We start from the raw sequence: 17,076 nt of genomic DNA on the forward strand, positions 1-17,076 counted from the left end.
GGTCCGCCTATCCCCTATCCCCGGGGGCGCGACCGGCGCGACACCGCGTAGGACGGCGCGCGCAGCTTCTCGATCCAACGGTAGGTATCCGCGTTTGGAAGCCGGTGCACGATCGGATCGAAACGCAGGCCGGTGTCTCCCCCGCCCTGCGCAAGCCGCAGTGTGAGGGTACCAAACCGGCGCCACGGGCCCCACGGCTGCGCGTGGGACAGCGAGAGCACCCAGTCCTCGCTGCCCAGCGCCCGTCGGAATCCCGCCGGATCCGCCGGAAGCGGCACGTTCGGCCGGATTGTGCGGGCTGCGAGCTGGACCGGGCCGTGTGCCCCTCGGTAGGGCATCACCGTGGTCAGCGCCGCAGCACGAACGTCCCGTCGAGGCTGGAGCAGGTACCTGCCGGCCCGGGAGGTACCGCTGGAAGCCAGCAGGATGTCGGCCTGTCCGTCCTCCGCGGTGACCCGCAGCGCGAGCCCGATAATGTCGGGGAGCCGCGACGGCAGGCCCGCTGACCTCGACAGCCGGGCCTCGACGTCGTTGTTCCCCGCTTCGTCCAGCCAGGAAATGCCACTGGCGAGGGAGTTCCCCGATCTCTCCAGCCGCCCTTCCAGGTGGAGCCCGATCGGATGGATGGGCCGGGCCGGCCGCAGCCTCTTGAGCGCCGAGAAAACAAAGGCCAGACCACGACCGGCCGCCGTGCCAACATCCCGCATGCCCGCCGACTCCTCCCCCGTGACGCTGCCCCGCTGCGCACCGCTTCCAGCATCTCTGTCAGTCAGCCGGCAAGCCATCCGAGCTTCGACCCCGCCATAGACAGCATACTGAGCATCAGCCTACTCTGATTGGCATCGGGCACAGTGCGGACTGCGCCAAACCGGGTCCGCCGCCCCTAGCGGGAGGAATCCATGATGAGCAGCGGCAACGAATATTCCGATTCCGGGGAAGAGGAAGCAACAGCTCCCGCAGATCCCGGGGCGGGCAACGAAAACAGCACGGAATCCGAGAAGCCGATGGAAACGTCCGGCCCCGATTCCAAGGATGTGCAGGGGGAAGCCGCAGCCGAAAATGCCAAGGAATCGGGCGGCTACGGCTACTGAAGCCGCCGGCGACCCCGGATCGAGACAGTTGCCGCCCGTACCGTCCGGGCCGGATGGCAGGCTTTCCGCATGAACAAAGTAGACGTCATGACCGCCCGCAGGTACGCCCGGGATCGCGGCGAACCCGGCCCCCGCGCCGAAGGGCGCCCGCCCGGGGCCACTCGTGAGCCCTACGGCCGCGAACCTTATGTCCGCGTGCGCCATGAGGGGAAGACGTTCGACGCCAAGGCCATCTCCTGGGACCGGACCAGCGTGCAGGTGAAGTGGATGGATGCGCACGGATCCGCCCGTACCGCCTGGGTTCCCGGCAGCGAGGTCCGGCGCATTCACCGTGACGAGTCCAGCTGGCGCGACCCCTATGATGACTACGCCTTTTACTATCCCGGCGCCTAGGCCAAGCCTCGAATACGGCACAATGGATCGGTGACCGAATCATCCGCGCCTGCCCCGCCCGCCTCCGTTGCAAACCTGCCGCCTCTCGACCCGGCCGCGCTCAGTGCCCGGATCCATGCCCAGCTCGCCCGGGAGCTCGGCGTCCAGGCCTGGCAGGTCAAGGCCGCGGTGGAAATGCTCGACGGCGGTGCCACCGTCCCGTTCATCGCCCGGTACCGTAAAGAGGCCACGGGCACGCTTGATGACGCGCAGCTGCGTGATCTCGAGGAGCGGCTGCGCTACCTGCGGGAGCTGGAAGACCGCCGTCGTGCCGTGCTGGAGGCCATCGCCGCGCAGGGCAAACTGACCGTCGAGCTGGAGGCGGCAGTCAACGGAGCCGAGACGAAGGCGCGGCTGGAGGACATCTACCTTCCGTACAAGTCCAAGCGGCGGACGAAGGCGCAGATCGCCCGGGAAGCAGGCCTGGAGCCGCTCGCCGATGGCCTCGTGGCCGACCCGTCCCAGGATCCGCTGGCAGCGGCGCAAGGGTTCCTCAATGCCGGGCACGCCATCAACGAGCCATCCGACGCCCTGGCCGGCGCCCGGGCGATTCTGGTGGAGCGGGTCAGCCAGGACGCCGACCTGGTCTCCGAGCTGCGCGAACGGCTGTGGCAGCAGGGCCTGGTGCGGGCCGAGGTCCGCGAGGGCCAGTCGGAAGCCGGCCAGAAGTTCGCCGACTACTTCGACTTCGCCCAAGACCCTGCCGGCCTGCCGTCGCACCGGGTGCTGGCACTGCTGCGGGGCGAGAAGGAGGGCGTGCTGAACCTTGATATCAGCGAAGGCAATCCGGCTGATCCGGAGGACTTCGCCGAGGCGCGCGGCCGGTTTGAGAACGCCGTGGCATCACGGATGGGCGTGTCTGACCGCGGGCGGGCGGCCGACCGCTGGCTCTTGCAAACGGCGCAGCTGGGCTGGCGGCGGATCCTGGTCAAGCTGGCCATCGACCTCCGCGTCCGCCTGTTCACGGCAGCCGAAGACGAAGCAGTACGGGTCTTCGCCGCCAATCTGCGGGACGTGCTGCTGGCCGCACCGGCCGGCAACCGGGCCACGTTGGGGCTGGACCCGGGGCTGCGCACGGGAGTGAAGGTCGCGGTCGTCGACGGTACCGGCAAGGTGGTGGCCACCGATACCATCTATCCGCATGCTCCGGCCAGGAAATGGGACGACTCGCTCGCCACCTTGGCCAGGCTCGCGGATCAGCACGCCGTCGAGCTCGTCGCCATCGGCAACGGGACCGCTTCGCGGGAAACCGACAAGCTGGCCACCGAGCTGATCAAACTGATGGAGCCCGCCCACAAACTGCAGAAGCTGGTGGTTTCGGAGGCAGGGGCGTCGGTCTACTCGGCCTCGGCGTTGGCCTCGGCGGAGCTGCCCGAACTGGATGTCTCGCTGCGCGGTGCGGTCTCGATCGCCCGCCGGCTGCAGGACCCGCTGGCCGAGCTGGTCAAGATCGACCCGAAGTCCATCGGGGTGGGGCAATACCAACACGACGTCACGGCCAGCAAGCTGGAGCGGTCCCTGGACGCGGTGGTCGAAGACTGCGTCAACGCGGTCGGGGTGGACCTGAACACCGCCTCCCCGTCGCTCCTCTCCCGCGTGGCCGGCCTCGGTACGCAGCTGAGCGAGAATATCGTGGCCTACCGCAATGCCAACGGCCCCTTCGCCAAGCGCTCCGAGCTGAAGAAGGTCCCGAGGCTGGGCGGGAAGGCATTCGAACAGTGCGCCGGATTCCTTCGCATCACCGGTGGTGCCGAGCCGCTCGATGCCTCCAGCGTGCACCCGGAGGCGTACGGCGTGGCCCGGAAAATCCTTGCCGCCGCCGGCACAACCGCGACGGCGGCGGGGCGGGGCGTCCAGTCCCTGGCGGTACTGGACCCGCAGCAGTTCGTCGACGAGCACTTTGGCCTGCCGACGGTAGTGGACATCATCACCGAGCTGGAGAAGCCGGGCCGCGACCCGCGCCCGAGCTTCACCACCGCCTCCTTCACCGAGGGCGTGGAAAAGATTTCGGACCTGATGCCGGGCATGGTGCTGGAAGGCACCGTAACCAACGTCGCCGCGTTCGGAGCCTTCGTCGACGTCGGCGTCCATCAGGACGGGCTGGTCCACATCTCCGCCATGTCGAACAAGTACGTCTCCGATCCCCATGACGTAGTCAAGTCCGGCCAGGTCGTGAAGGTCAAGGTGCTCGAAGCCGATCCCGAGCGCAAGCGCATCTCCCTGACGCTGCGGCTCGACGACGAGGCTCCCGTCGGCGAGCGGCGCCAGCCCGGGTCCGGCCACCAGGGCCGCGCGAGCGAAACCCGCAGCGGAAAGGGCGGGTCTCGTCCCGATGCCCGCGGTGGCACAACGGGGCGCGGCGACGGCGGGAAGCCCGGGCGGGGCGCCGGCCGGAAGCCGGGGCGCGGCGACGGGGGGAAGCCGGGGCGCGGCGACGGCGGCAAGCCCGGACGCAGTGACGGCCGCATTCCGGGCCCGGGCGGCTCCGCCGACACGGCGATGGCCGAGGCGCTTCGGCGGGCGGGCCTGGGCAGCTAGCACAGCACAGAAACAGCCCCAGCACCTCCCTCGGGTCCGGAGCACTCCCTCCGGACGGACAAGGGCAGGGTACTGGGGCTGTTCCCACCGGATGGTGGACTAATGGAGCCTGTGCCTCCGGCCCCGGGCACGGGGCTTGAAACCACAGACAACACTGTGACCGATGCCGCTTAAGGGCGCGGAGGCTTTCGCTGAAGATTTGCTCAGCTTTGGCCTAAGGGGACCGCCAGGTCCGCGCGGAGGTTCTGCCCGATACCGGCGGCGCCGTGCACGTCACCTGTTCGGACCGCCCGGGCGTGCACCCCTCAATCGAGATTGGTGCTCAAGAGTTACCCAAGGTTGCGCCTGCACGCCTCGGGCGGGCCCCAGCAGTCGCTTACGATGTAAGTAGTTCGAAGTCGCAACAAGTTTGAAAGGGGCGCCGCCCGATGCTCTTTTCCGGGCAGTCCTCCGCAGCCGGTCCCCAGGCGTTCTCGTGACGGCCATTTCGCCGGAAATTCCTCTGGTATTAACGGCAGTACTGGAAAAACTGGCAACCGACCTCGACGACCACGACGGCAGCATGCGCCGCCGCTTCATCGGCAATTACGTGGGGCTGTGGGAACACCGCTTCGGAAGGGTCTCGAGCGCCATTCTCGCCCGGGACGCCGAAGACGCCATGGACGCGATCCTCAGTTTGAAGATCTCCAGCAGCATGGTGGGGGCCGGACGCCTCGGCCAGATGGCGGAACATCTCGAAGGCCTGGTCAACGGGCGGCTCTTTGACGCCGCGACGGCTCTCTTGGACGAGCTGCGCACCTGCGGGATGGCGACGACGTCACAGCTGCGCAGCCTGCATCTGCAGTAGCCCGCCCGTCAGGCGGGAAATGCGCGCCCGCGCGGCGTCACCGCTTCGGTGCCAGGCTGTAGCCAACCCCGCGCACTGTCTTGATCCAGCGCGGGGACTTGGTGTCATCCCCGAGCTTGCGGCGAAGGTTGGCCATATGCACTTCGATCGTGCGTTCGTCGGAGTCCGAAATGTAGCCGCCGGTGTTGTAGGGCTCGTTGCGAAGCCGGCGGACCAGATCCGCCTTGGTCCGCACCACCCGGCCGCTTTCCATCAGGGCGTACAGCAGGTCGAATTCGCTGCGGGTCAGTTCCAGCTCGCGCCCGGACCGGATCACCGTGCGGGCACGGTGGTCCACCACGATGCCGTTGTGCTCCAGCACGCCGTCGCCGGCCGGGCTCGCCGCCCCGGCCGCGGCAGCCGCTGCCCCGGCGCCGGTCTCGGCTGCGAAGGCCGGTGCCCCGCCGCCTCCTGCGAGCGCCGCTGCCGAAACGGCACCGGACGTCGACAGCGACAGGCCGGGATGCCCTCCGGCACCCACCCCCGCTCCCTGCAGGACGGGTTCGGGCACCTGAGTTGCCGCAGCTGCGCCGGCCAGGGCCGGCCCCGTCGGGGCACCCCCGCGGGCCCCGACGTCCTCCGGCAGACCGCCGTCGTTGCCCTTTGTAGTACGCGGGCGACGCAGCATCGCGGTGATCCTGGCGCGCAGTTCCCGGGGGCGGAACGGCTTGGTGAGGTAGTCATCCGCGCCGGTCTCCAGGCCCAGCAGCGTGTCCAGTTCTTCGGCGCGCGCGGTGAGCATGATGATGTACGTGTCGCTGAAACGGCGCACCTGTCGCGCGACCTCGAAGCCATCGATGTCCGGCAGGCCAAGGTCGAGGGTGACGACATCGGGGTTGTGGCGTTTGATGGCGGCAACGCCTTCCATCCCGGAGGAGGCGGTGTGCACCGTAAACCCGGAACTGGACAGGACCGTCGAGATCAACTCCCGGATGTCCAGGTCATCCTCCACAATGACGGCAGTACGCTGCTCGCTCATCCTTTATCCCCCAACTGACTAACTTCGGTTCATCGTTTCATTACATGGCTATTTGATGATCATAGACCCAGAAACGGACAATGTGGCGAAATAATCAGCGGGGAAATGACGGCGGGATCCGCCGCCTAGAGATGCACGTGCAGCCGCCTCGCCGCCTCGGAAATGGAACCGGTCAGCGACGGGTACACCGTGAACGTGTTCGCGAGATCGTCCACGTGGAGTTTCTGGCTCACCGCCAGCGCAACGGGGAAGATCAGTTCGGAAGCCCGCGGGGCCACCACCACTCCCCCGATGACCGTGCCGGAACCGCGCCGGGCGATGATTTTCACGAAGCCGTCGGAGACGTTCATCATTTTGGCCCGCGCGTTGGTGTTGAGCGAGAGTTTGATGATGTCGCCCTGGTACTTTCCGGCGGCGACTTCCTCCTCGGTCACCCCCACGGTGGCGATCTCCGGGCTGGTGAAGATATTGGACGCCACCTGCTTGAGCTTCAGCGGCTTGACGTAGTCGCCCAGCAGGTGGGCCACGGCGATGCGGCCTTGCATCGCGGCCACCGAGGCCAGAGCCAGCACGCCGGTGCAGTCGCCGGCAGCATAAATATTCGACGCGGTGGTGCGCGAGACGCCGTCCACCTTGATGTGCCCGCCCTCGGTCAGGGCCACCCCGGCTTCTTCGAGCCCGATGCCGGCGGTGTTGGGCACGCCGCCCACGGCCAGCAGGCAGTGCGAGCCCTCGACCACCCGGCCGTCGGCCAAGGTGACCAGCACGCCGTCGTCCGTTCGTTCCACGCTGGCGGCGCGGGACTTGGACAGCACGGTCATGCCGCTGCGGGCGAAAACGTCTTCGAGCACCTCGGCGGCGTCGGCGTCCTCGCCCGGGAGCACGCGGTCCCGCGAGGAGACCAGGGTGACCTTGGTGCCCAGCATGCGGTAGGCAGAGGCGAACTCGGCTCCCGTCACGCCCGAACCGACCACGATCAGGTGCTCCGGGATCTCGGTGAGGTTGTAAACCTGCGTCCAGTTGAAGATGCGTTCGCCGTCCGGCTTGGCCGTGGACAGTTCGCGGGGTGTCGCGCCGGTGGCCACCAGGATGGCATCCGCTGTAATCGTCTCCGTCCCCGTCTCCGTCGACACGGCGATGGTGTTCGGGCCGGAGAGCTTGCCTTCGCCCAGGATGACGCGCACCCCGGCACGCTCCAACCCGTGGTGGATGTCCGCCGACTGGCTCTCGGCCAGCTTCAGCAGGCGGTCGTTGACCGTGCGCAGGTCGGCGTAGGCGGCCTTGGAGTCCTCATCGAAGCGGACCCCGAGGTCATGGGCACTCGCTACCCGCCGCATGGCATCGGCGGTCGCGATCAGGGTCTTGGACGGCACCACGTCGGTCAGCACGGCCGAGCCGCCGAGGCCCTTCCGTTCGATGATGGTCACCTTGGCGCCGAGCGAGTTGGCCACCATGGCCGCCTCATACCCGCCGGGGCCCCCGCCCAGGATCGCCAGACGCGGGGCACTGAAATCTATTTGGCTAGTCACGGACTTCATTCTGTCGCATGCCCCGCAACGCCTCAACCTGCCGGCACGGCATGAAGCAGGCGCCGGCGGCCCCGCGCACGGCCGCCGCCAGTACCCGCGCGGACATCCCCAATGCCAGGAACGACGACGGCGCCGCCCGCCCGACGCTTTCGGCGGCAGTTCGGCAGCGGGTAGGTTAGGTCCTGTGACTACAGACCCCTTTGAACTGGCCGCCGAGGCAGCCGCTTTCCTCGCCCGGCAGACCGGTGTCGCCGCCCATGACGTCGCGCTGGTGCTCGGCTCCGGCTGGGGCGAGGCCGCCGACCTCATCGGCGAGACGACCCACTCGATCCCGGCCACGGACATTCCCGGGTTCTCCGCCCCGGCAGTCGAAGGCCACGTCGGCACCATCCGCTCCGTCCGGACGCCCGACGGCAAGCGCGTGCTGGTGCTGGGCGCCCGCACCCACTACTACGAGGGCAAGGGCGTACGCTCGGTCGTCCACGGCGTCCGGACTGCGGCGGCGGCCGGGTGCGGGACGCTGGTGCTGACCAACGGCTGCGGCGGACTGAACCCGGCCTGGGCGCCGGGGACGCCGGTGCTGATCAGCGACCACATTAACCTCACCGCCGCCTCCCCGCTGGAAGGCGCAACCTTCGTTGACCTGACCGACCTCTATTCGGGACGGCTGCGCACCCTGGCTCGAGAGGTGGATCCCAGCCTGGACGAAGGCGTGTACGCACAGTTCCCCGGCCCCCACTACGAGACTCCGGCCGAGGTGCAGTACGCCAAGCGGATCGGCGCCGACCTGGTCGGCATGTCCACGGCGTTGGAGGCCATCGCCGCGCGCCACGCCGGCATGGAGGTTTTCGGAATCTCGCTGGTGACCAACCTTGCGGCCGGCATCAGCGACGTTCCGCTCAGCCACGCCGAGGTCATCGAGGCGGGCCGGGCCGCGGGGCCGCGGATCTCGCGGCTGCTGGCCGGAATTGTCGCCAAGCTGTGAACGGGAGCGGCATAACGGCAACGCCCCAGGAGCTGAAGGCGGCAGCCGAGGCCTGGCTGCAGGCCGATCCGGACGAGCAGACGCGCCGGGAATTGCAAGACCTGCTGGCAGCGGTTGAGGGCGGCGCGCCGGAAGCCGCCGCGGCACGGGCCGAACTTGCGGACAGGTTTTCCGGAACCTTGGCCTTCGGTACCGCCGGGCTGCGGGCCGAGCTGGGTGCTGGGCCCTTCCGGATGAACCGTGTGGTGGTGCGCCGCACGGCCGCCGGCCTGGCCCGCTTCCTGCTGGACACCGCCGCCGGCGCCTATGCGCCGCGCGCGGTGATCGGCTACGACGCACGCCGGAACTCGGATGTTTTCGCCGCCGAGTCCGCGGCCGTCTTCACCGCCGCCGGCATCGAGACGTTCCTCATGCCTTCCGCCCTGCCAACGCCGGTGCTGGCGTACGCCGTTCGGGCGCTGGGCTGCGAAGCGGGCGTGATGGTCACCGCCAGCCACAATCCCGCGCACGACAACGGGTACAAGGTCTACCTGGGCGGACATGCCGTGGACGAAGGCGGCCGCGGAGCGCAAATTGTGGCACCCTACGACGCCGATATCGCCGCCGGCATTGACTACACCACGCCCCTGGACTCCATCCCGCTCGCCGAGGAAGGCTGGAACGTCCTCCCGGAGGGCATCGCCGAAGACTACGTCGCCGCGGTCACCGCGCTGACCGACCCGCGGCTGTTCCCGCAGCGGGACCTGAGGATCGTGCTCACACCGATGCACGGCGTCGGCGGAGCGACCATGCGGGCGGTCTTTGAGCAGGCCGGATTCACCGAAGTGACGCTGGTGGCCGCCCAAGCGGAGCCGGACCCCGACTTCCCGACCGTGGCCTTCCCCAACCCGGAGGAAGCCGGAGCGATCGACCTGGCCCTGGAGACGGCAGCGGAAATCGACGCGGACCTGGTCATTGCCAATGATCCCGACGCCGACCGCGCGGCGCTGGCTGCCAAGGATCCGTTGACCGGGGCGTGGAGGATGCTCCGCGGCGACGAGGCCGGTGCGCTGCTCGGCGCCCACATGGCGGCTCGTTTCGAAGGCCAGGAGCGGCTGCGCGCGGACCAGGACGCCGCACCCGATCCGATCGATGCAGGTGCGGGCGAGCGCGCGGCTGCGTCCCGGGTCTTCGCCAACTCGATCGTGTCTTCCCGGCTACTGGGCAAGATCGCGGCCGACGCAGGGGTAGCCCACGTGGAGACACTGACCGGCTTCAAGTGGATTTCCCGCGTCCCCGGCCTGGCCTACGGGTATGAGGAGGCCTTGGGTTATTGCGTGGCACCGCACCTGGTCCGGGACAAGGACGGGATGTCCGCCGCCCTGCTGCTCGCCGAGCTCGCCGCCGACGTCAAAGCCGCGGGCCGGACGGTCTTCGACGTCCTCGATGACCTCTCGCTGAAGTACGGGCTCCACGCTACGGACCAGCTGAGCATCAGAGTGGACAACCTCGCCCTGATGGGAACGATGATGTACCGGCTCCGGGAGCGGCCGCCGTCGTCGCTGGCCGGCTCCCCGGTGGTGACGAGCACGGACTTGTCCCTCGGCAGCGAAGCGTTGCCGCCGACCGACGGACTGCTGTTTCTGGGCCAGGACGATACCCGCGTCATCGTGCGGCCGAGCGGTACGGAGCCCAAGCTCAAGTGCTATCTGGAGGTCATCCGGCCGGTTGCCGGCGTGGACCGGCTGGCGGAGGAACGCGCGGAAGCGGCCCGGCTGCTGGAGGCCATCAAAACCGACATCCGCACCAGCCTCGGCGTGCCCGGATAACCGCCACGGATCGCTGCCGCCCGAAGACCGCGGTGTTCACAAGGGAAAGTGCTCCCATCTCCAGGGCGGCCTAGCTGTGCGAGAACGGCCTTAACCGACGGGTCTGTGTCGACTTTTGGCCGCCCTGAAACCCGGCCCGGTTCATCGGCACGGATCCTGGGTTCGCGGTGGATGGCCAGCAGTTCCCGGCAACGGAATCTGCTCCGCATCCAGGCCCATCCCTCGTGACCGGTCCCGCCGGCACCTACAGCCACGCTTCCGCTGCGCGCGCACACGGGCTGCATGTTTGGGATGTTCCGGCAACTGTCCATCTAACCCAGCCATTCCCCACCACCCGGCACACCAGAAGCCCGGACGTCAGCCCGCACCGCTCTGTCTTGCCGCCGGATGAAGTCACGATTCTGCGTGGTCCGCGCGGCGAGCCGGTGCCCGTCACCAGCTTGGAACGGACAGTTGTGGACTGTGCCAGGACCATGCAGCTTGACCGGGCTGCCATTATCGGCGATCACGCCCTCCGCTGCGGCGCGGTCCTCGGGCGGATTAACGAGATCCTCGATTCGATGCCGGGTTCACGGGGAGTGCACCGCGCCAGAACTGCCGTCGCCTTGCTGGATGGTCGGGCCGAGTCACCGGGAGAAACCCGCACCAGGCTGTTGCTAGGCACGTTCGGTATTCCGATGCCCGTGCCGCAGGTAGAACTGACCACGAGGCTGGGCAAGCACCGCGTCGACTTCGCGTGGGAGGACATCATGCTGATTTTGGAATTCGATGGCAGGAGCAAATACTTCGACTACAGGCCGACGGGACAAGTGCTGCTCGAGGAACGACAGCGGGAGAACGCCTTATCGGAAATCCACTGGAACTTCATCCGTGTGGACTGGGCGCAGCTCAGCCGGCCTCACGAATTCCGGGGCCGGCTCGCCGAAGCCATGGCCCGCGCCGCGAGCAGAACGTCAGGGCTGAAAAATCATCCCCCGGCCGCCTGACGGGACACGCGCCCACCCCGCCCGCAAATGGTTCGGCGGGCGAGGCGCCCAAAGCGGAGCATAGACCGGGCCGGCGCGGGCCTAACAAAAATCCGCTGGCCGAGGCGCCGGCCGGCCCGGGCGCCCTCCGCGGGAAGGGCCGGGCCGGAGGGGGCACAACCTCCGCTGATTGATCACCTTCCGCACCTTTTCGACGCTGGTGCCATGTGGGACGATGCAGCCATGGGCATAGAAGAACAGCTGCCCCGTTCCGCAGGGGCGAGGCATCAAAGCCCTGACGAAGAGCCGGCGCACAAGGCCTCGGAGGAGCACATTCCGGCTGACGACCCCCGGGCCATCGCGCGCCGCCGGCAGGAGGCCGAGGAGAAGCTTGAGGAGCACCGCCGTGCGGCCGAGGAAGAGGGCCACTCCACTGGCGGCCCGCACTGACCCCTGCCCTGTCCGGGAACGCTCCCGGCGGCCGTGCAGGCCGGTGCGCCGGTCCTGTGGCCGCCTGACCGGTATGCAAGGATAGAAGTTCCTTCGAACCCCAGCAGATGAAAGGGATGGCCATGGCTGAAGACATCACATCCGGATCCGCTCCGAGCGCGACCTATCACGATCCGACGTCGATCGCTTCGGTCATCGACCACACACTGCTGAAGCCGGAAGCTTCCCGCGAAGACATCCTCAAGGTCTGCCAGGAGGCGGTCGAGTACCGCTTTGCCGCCGTGTGTGCGAATCCTGTCTGGACAGCATTGGTCCACAGCACGCTAAAAGGCTCCGGGGTCAAGACCTGCGCGGTCGTCGGTTTCCCGTTCGGCGCCACTCCCACCGATGTGAAGGTACACGAGGCCCGCGGCGCCACCCTGGACGGCGCCGACGAAATCGACATGGTGATCAATATCGCCGCGGCCCGGGCAAACGACCGCGCCGCGATCATCGATGACATCGCTGCGGTGGCCGAAGCCGTCCACGCCGGCGGCGCCATCCTCAAAGTCATCCTGGAGACCCATTTCCTGACCGACGAGCAAAAGCGGATGGTCTGCGAAGCCGCCGCCGAGGCCGGGGCGGACTTCGTCAAGACGTCCACCGGGTTCAGCGGTGGCGGCGCCACCGTCGAGGACATCGCCCTGATGCGGGACGCCGTCGGGACGCGCCTGGGTGTGAAGGCCTCGGGCGGCGTGCGATCCCTCGACGACGCGCGCGCCATGCTCCGGGCCGGCGCAACACGAATTGGCGCCAGCTCATCAGTGGCTATTGTTAAAGGCGAGCAAGCCGCCGGCGGCTACTGACGCCGCATCGCACTATTGAGGAGAAACACCCCATGGCCCACCCCAAGCAGCGCACCCATTCGGGCGAGGGACACCTGGTCGGCAATCTGGTCACCTTCGCGGTCATCATGCTGATGTTCTTCGGTTCCCTGTACGCCTTCAGCCTGGAGCCGGTCATCGGCCCCATCCCGGCCTTCGCCATCGGGCTCGGCCTGTTCACGCTGGCGTTCTTCATTCCCAAGCAGTTCCTGGGCCGTTCCGACACGCACCACAACGCCTGACGTTTTTCGCGGGCTTTCGCGGGCGCCCAGCCAGGAGGCAGGCAGGTCCTGTTTCCCATGGCAGGGCGCCCTGCGTAGTTAAGGGCAAACCCGCCCGGGCCCGAACGGAACCGGCGCGCAGCGGACTGATCCGCCAACCCGTCTCCACCACACCCACCCCGCACCGCTGCGACTTGCGTCACAGACCGCATAGTTCCACGGCGCGGGCCAACACGCGTGCCATACTGAACCAGTCATGGCCAGCCCGGCTCCGCAACGCAACCGACAACGAGGGCTGCCCGGAGTAAGGGGACCTTCGATCATGTCTGCCGCACCAAGCCCGTTGTTGTCCTGGCTGACCGGACGCCGTCAGTTCCATGAGCTGCCCCTGCGCGCACGCGTTTTCCTCAGCCATCTGCCGCTCTGCATTTCGGTGACGCTGACTGCGGTGATCGCCGCCGCATTCTTCCCCCAACTGCTGGGCAACGCGCAATTCACCGGCGGACTCATCGGCATTGCCGTGTTGTGGATCCTCGGCGCCGCCATCCCGTGGGACCGGCTGCCCTATCCGTCGTACTGGGTGATCCCGCTGCTGGATTTCGTCGCCATCGGGGCCCTTCACCAGGGCGCCGGGACAGAACTGGCCGGCGTGGCCCTGTTGGCGGTTTTCCCGGTGTTCTGGATGGCTTGGTCGGAGATCGCCCCCGCCGCCGCGCGCATCGTCAGCTTCGCCGCGCCGATGCTCATCGTCTGGATTCCGGTGTTCACCGGCCCGGAGCCGGTAACGCCGGAAACCCTGTTCGGCCCGATCCTGATCCCCATCGTGACCCTGGGGGTCTCCATCACCGCGTCCGTTTTCTCCCTGAGCATGACGGCGCAGCAGCAAGCCTTGGCCGGCAAAGACCGCGAACTGCGGGCCTTGCTGGAAGAAAGCAAGGTCCACGTGCGACGGCTGGACACCGTCCTGAACGCCGTCGCGGTGGGGGTGCTCGTCACCGATGCAGACGGCCGTGACATCCTGAGCAACGTGCAACAGGATCGGGACCGTTTGCTGGCCATGCCCCAAGGCATCGACAATCCGGACGAGGCCGATTTGCTGGTCTTCGAACCGGACCGGGTGACCCCGGTGGTCCCCGAAGACCGCCCCATTCGCCGTGCCATTCAGGGGGAGTCTTTTTCCGACCGGCTGGTGTGGATCGGCGACGGCGACAGGCAACGGGCCATGTTGTGCACGGCACGCCCCATGCAGAATGACCTCGGCCAGTTCGACGGCACCGTGATGGCCTTCAGCGACGTCACCGACCTGGTCAATGCGTTGACGGTGAAGGAAGAGTTCGTCGCCGGCGTCTCGCACGAGCTCCGCACTCCCCTGACCTCCATCATGGGCTACCTGGACCTCGCGCTCGAGGACGCCGACCAGCTGCCGCAACATGTCACCGCTTCCCTCGGCATCGCCATGCGCAACTCCGAACGCCTCCTGCAACTGGTGGAAGACCTGCTCGTCACCGCCTCCGGAACGCTGAGCATCGAGCCCCGCCGCACGGCGCTGGCCGACCTCGTCGCTACCAGCGTTGCGTCGGCCATGCCGCGGGCAGAACACGCGGGCGTGGAGTTGGTCATCGACGCCGTCGACGGGCTGGAAGCAGAGATCGATCCCAACAGGATGGGTCAGGTGCTGGACAATTTGCTCTCCAATGCCATCAAGTACTCCCCCGACGGCGGACGCGTCACGGTACGGACCCTGGCGGCCGACGGCGCCGTCCTCCTGGAGGTCAGCGACACCGGCATGGGCATGTCCGAAGCGGATCAGGCTGAAATCTTCACCAAGTTCTTCCGCACCAGTGCCGTCCGTCAAGCGGCCATTCCAGGGCTGGGGTTGGGGCTGGCCATCAGCAAGTCGATCGTAGAAGCCCACGGCGGCACGCTGACCTTCACGAGCGTCCTGGGAGCGGGCACGACCTTCAGCGTCGCGATTCCGCAGCGCAGCGAAGAGGGAGGCCGTCCGGAGACGGCCTCCCTGGGCCAACTGCTGCCGTAGGAGACAGCGCCGGTCCGGTGGGGTCAGCGAACGGCGTGCGGCCCCTTGAACGGCATCTTGGTGCTGCCCGTTCCCTTGCCCTTGGCCGTGCCGTTGACCGCTGAGGTCGTTTCGGCGAAGGTCAGCGTGGCATGCGCAATCGCATCAGCCATCTGATCGAGTACCACAAGGTCCACATTGGCAAGCGTGTCGCAGGCCTCGTGGTAGCAGGGATCGTAGGCCACGCCCGCGGTGCCGCCGTAGATTGCCGCCTGCTCTTCGGTCTTGATTTCCTCGGCGCCGGTGAACAGGCCGCCGGCGGGAATGCCGTTGTTGATGAAGCCGAAGTAGTCCGAGCGCCCGTCGAACGCCGTCGGTTCCGTGGCGAGTCCCTGCGAAGCGAAGTAGTCCTCGAAGACGCGCTCGATGGTATCCGAACCCTTCGGCCCGGTCAGCCCAAACGCGTCACCGTCGCCGTCGTACACGAAGCGAACGGCATTGGGCGAACCGACCATGTCGAAATTCAGGTTGAGCGCATGCTGCTTGATCTCGCGCTTGCTCAACTGGGACACGTAGTAGTCGGAGCCGAGCAGCCCGTCCTCTTCACCGCCCCAGAATGCGAACCGCACCCGGTTTTCCGGGGCGTCACCCGATGCCGCCATCTGAAGCGCCGTTTCCAGGATCGCCGCGCTGCCGGAACCGTTGTCGTTGATGCCCGGGCCCTCGGATACAGAATCCAGATGCGCACCGACGACGACGGTGCGGTCCGCGCGCCCGGCCGTGTCGGCGAGGATGTTGAACGTCTCCGTCACGACGATCTCGGCGTCCACCGCGATCCGCAGTTCCAGGCCGGCGGTCCCGGCGAGCTCGGCCCCCAGGTCGAAGCTGGTGCTGACGGCCGGGATGGCCTGCGGCGTCCCCAACGTGCCGCCGAACAGGTCCGTCCGGTCCGGTGTTCCTCCGTTGCCCTGATTGAAGATGACCACGCCGGCGGCGCCTGCTGCCGCGGCATTCGAGACCTTCGTGGCGAAATCGCACGTACCGCGCTGGATCAAGGCGATGTTTCCGGCGGGGAAGCTTGCGAAGTCGGTCGCCTCGCAGCCGCTGGTGGATGCCCTGTCGCCTACGAGGTTGATATCCACCGCGGTCACCGGTGCCGTGACGTCGCCGGAGGCGGAGTAATCCATGGCCAGAAACTCCTCCCCTGCCGTGTAGATCGTCGGCGTCGGGGCGACCTGCTCGAACTCTGCGCCGTGGAGCACGAACCGTTCATAGGAGAAGGCCTGCCGAACGGGCGTGTACCCGGCGGCCGACAACTGGGCCTCGATGTATTGGGCCGATGCCTCGTAGCCCGGCGTGCCCGCAGCGCGGTTGCCGCCGTTGGCATTGGCCGCGTCCTGCAGGGCCTGCAAGTGGCTGACGATGTTCTCGACGGTGACCGCGTCCCGCAGGGTGCTGGTGTCTGTCCCGATAGCGGCTTGGGCGGGCAACCCGGTTCCGAACGCCAATGCGGTGGCGGCAGCGATGGCCGCACCCCGCCTGAAACTGTGGGTCTGCATGCTGGTTCCTCCATAAGGTGTGGATGCAAGAATCCCGCTGTCCCCGCAGCAGGATCCTGCCCGGAAGCTACCCCATGGCCCCGGAAAGCGACAGACCCAGCTCGTGATATCCCTCACAAACACCTGAAAGAACCATTTCAGCCTTGCAAGCGGCCGGTCTCGCGTCGCCGAGGCAGTGTCCCACACCGGCAGGCTGGAGCGGGCGGGCGGCCGGGCTTGGTGGCGCACCGGTACCATGGCATTCCGTCGCCCGCGCATCAGCGCGGCCGCCCACACCCGAGAGGAAGACCGATGCGGCTTGGCACGTCCCGGGAGCCGTCCCGCCTGCTGCATTTTTGGCTGTTGGCCGGCTATACCCTCCTGGTCGCCGTCGCAATGTTGTGGCCTACCCCGGTTGATGCCGGCGCGAACAGCACCCTCCAGGCAGTTCTCGCGGCTCTGCATGACGCAGGCGGGCCGCGCTGGGTCGACTACAACCTGGTCGAATCCGGGGCCAACGTCCTGATGTTCGTGCCGCTCGGTCTGCTGGCCGCCCTCCTGATGCCGACCGGTTGGCGCTGGTTGACCCCGGCCGGAGCCTTCCTCCTTTCCGGTGCCATGGAGTGGGCGCAACGAGAGTTCCTCCCCGGCCGCTATGCCTCGCTGCAGGATGTCTGGACGAACACCCTGGGCGCGGCACTCGGCACGGTGCTGGCCTATGCCTGGCTGGAATTCCGGCAAAACCGGCACCGGTAACGCGCTAAAGTCGAAGTA

At 67.7% G+C, this 17,076-nt stretch carries 16 protein-coding genes; 12 read left to right on the forward strand and 4 right to left on the reverse strand.

The genetic code is table 11. The annotated features are described in order from the left end of the window. Window positions 1-14: 14 nt before the first annotated feature. Window positions 15-707: a hypothetical protein gene (locus AC5RWG_RS14040; protein ID WP_494001336.1), complete on the reverse strand. Its 693-nt coding sequence runs from the start codon at window positions 705-707 to the stop codon at window positions 15-17. A gap of 195 nt (window positions 708-902) precedes the next feature. On the opposite strand from AC5RWG_RS14040, the gene AC5RWG_RS14045 reads away from it, so the two are divergent. From AC5RWG_RS14045 to AC5RWG_RS14060, 4 genes are all read left to right on the forward strand, one after another. Further along, window positions 903-1,091, forward strand: coding sequence for a hypothetical protein (locus AC5RWG_RS14045; RefSeq protein WP_494001337.1), 189 nt, complete (start codon window positions 903-905; stop codon window positions 1,089-1,091). Between the two features lie 69 nt (window positions 1,092-1,160). Continuing rightward, window positions 1,161-1,484 (forward strand): hypothetical protein, encoded by a 324-nt coding sequence (locus tag AC5RWG_RS14050; RefSeq protein ID WP_494026427.1) that lies wholly within the window; start codon window positions 1,161-1,163, stop codon window positions 1,482-1,484. A 30-nt stretch (window positions 1,485-1,514) separates the two neighbouring features. Then, the gene (locus AC5RWG_RS14055) at window positions 1,515-4,061 is read left to right on the forward strand and encodes a Tex family protein (protein WP_494167190.1); all 2,547 of its coding nucleotides are present in this window, start codon (window positions 1,515-1,517) and stop codon (window positions 4,059-4,061) included. A gap of 475 nt (window positions 4,062-4,536) precedes the next feature. Continuing rightward, window positions 4,537-4,908: a hypothetical protein gene (locus AC5RWG_RS14060; RefSeq protein ID WP_494023726.1), complete on the forward strand. Its 372-nt coding sequence runs from the start codon at window positions 4,537-4,539 to the stop codon at window positions 4,906-4,908. 37 nt (window positions 4,909-4,945) lie between these two features. On the opposite strand, the gene AC5RWG_RS14065 is transcribed toward AC5RWG_RS14060, so the two are convergent. Together AC5RWG_RS14065 and AC5RWG_RS14070 are read right to left on the reverse strand one after the other, a co-directional pair. Next, a complete protein-coding gene (locus AC5RWG_RS14065; protein WP_494001341.1) occupies window positions 4,946-5,926 on the reverse strand; it encodes a response regulator transcription factor in 981 nt (326 codons plus the stop codon). A gap of 125 nt (window positions 5,927-6,051) precedes the next feature. Then, window positions 6,052-7,455: an NAD(P)H-quinone dehydrogenase gene (locus tag AC5RWG_RS14070; RefSeq protein WP_494073647.1), complete on the reverse strand. Its 1,404-nt coding sequence runs from the start codon at window positions 7,453-7,455 to the stop codon at window positions 6,052-6,054. A 184-nt stretch (window positions 7,456-7,639) separates the two neighbouring features. Between AC5RWG_RS14070 and AC5RWG_RS14075 the strand changes: the two genes are divergently transcribed. The 7 genes from AC5RWG_RS14075 to AC5RWG_RS14105 all read left to right on the forward strand — a co-directional run bounded on the left by AC5RWG_RS14075 (window position 7,640) and on the right by AC5RWG_RS14105 (window position 14,785). Beyond that, window positions 7,640-8,440 (forward strand): purine-nucleoside phosphorylase, encoded by an 801-nt coding sequence (locus AC5RWG_RS14075; RefSeq protein ID WP_494023724.1) that lies wholly within the window; start codon window positions 7,640-7,642, stop codon window positions 8,438-8,440. Further along, window positions 8,437-10,248, forward strand: a complete 1,812-nt coding sequence (locus tag AC5RWG_RS14080; protein ID WP_494167191.1) for a phospho-sugar mutase — start codon at window positions 8,437-8,439, stop codon at window positions 10,246-10,248. Before AC5RWG_RS14075 ends, AC5RWG_RS14080 begins: the two co-directional genes overlap by 4 nt. 473 nt (window positions 10,249-10,721) lie before the next feature. Continuing rightward, entirely contained in the window at window positions 10,722-11,234 is a 513-nt protein-coding gene (locus AC5RWG_RS14085) for a putative endonuclease domain-containing protein (protein ID WP_494167192.1), read from the forward strand. 222 nt (window positions 11,235-11,456) lie between these two features. Further along, complete coding sequence (locus AC5RWG_RS14090) at window positions 11,457-11,663, forward strand: hypothetical protein (RefSeq protein WP_494001345.1); 207 nt, start codon at window positions 11,457-11,459, stop codon at window positions 11,661-11,663. A gap of 122 nt (window positions 11,664-11,785) precedes the next feature. Next, window positions 11,786-12,508, forward strand: a complete 723-nt coding sequence (gene deoC / locus AC5RWG_RS14095) for a deoxyribose-phosphate aldolase (RefSeq protein ID WP_494167193.1) — start codon at window positions 11,786-11,788, stop codon at window positions 12,506-12,508. A gap of 32 nt (window positions 12,509-12,540) precedes the next feature. Then, on the forward strand, window positions 12,541-12,768 hold the full coding sequence (locus AC5RWG_RS14100) for a hypothetical protein (RefSeq protein ID WP_494001347.1): 228 nt from the start codon (window positions 12,541-12,543) through the stop codon (window positions 12,766-12,768). A gap of 301 nt (window positions 12,769-13,069) precedes the next feature. After that, a complete protein-coding gene (locus tag AC5RWG_RS14105; RefSeq protein WP_494026430.1) occupies window positions 13,070-14,785 on the forward strand; it encodes a sensor histidine kinase in 1,716 nt (571 codons plus the stop codon). A 23-nt stretch (window positions 14,786-14,808) separates the two neighbouring features. Here AC5RWG_RS14105 and AC5RWG_RS14110 read toward each other — a convergent pair whose 3' ends face one another. Beyond that, window positions 14,809-16,323, reverse strand: coding sequence for a M20/M25/M40 family metallo-hydrolase (locus tag AC5RWG_RS14110; protein WP_494167194.1), 1,515 nt, complete (start codon window positions 16,321-16,323; stop codon window positions 14,809-14,811). Between the two features lie 291 nt (window positions 16,324-16,614). Here AC5RWG_RS14110 and AC5RWG_RS14115 point away from each other — a divergent pair, with 291 nt between their 5' ends. Next, on the forward strand, window positions 16,615-17,058 hold the full coding sequence (locus tag AC5RWG_RS14115) for a VanZ family protein (RefSeq protein ID WP_494026431.1): 444 nt from the start codon (window positions 16,615-16,617) through the stop codon (window positions 17,056-17,058). Window positions 17,059-17,076 lie beyond the last annotated feature (18 nt).

This window comes from Arthrobacter sp. Y3221160, from assembly GCF_059092585.1.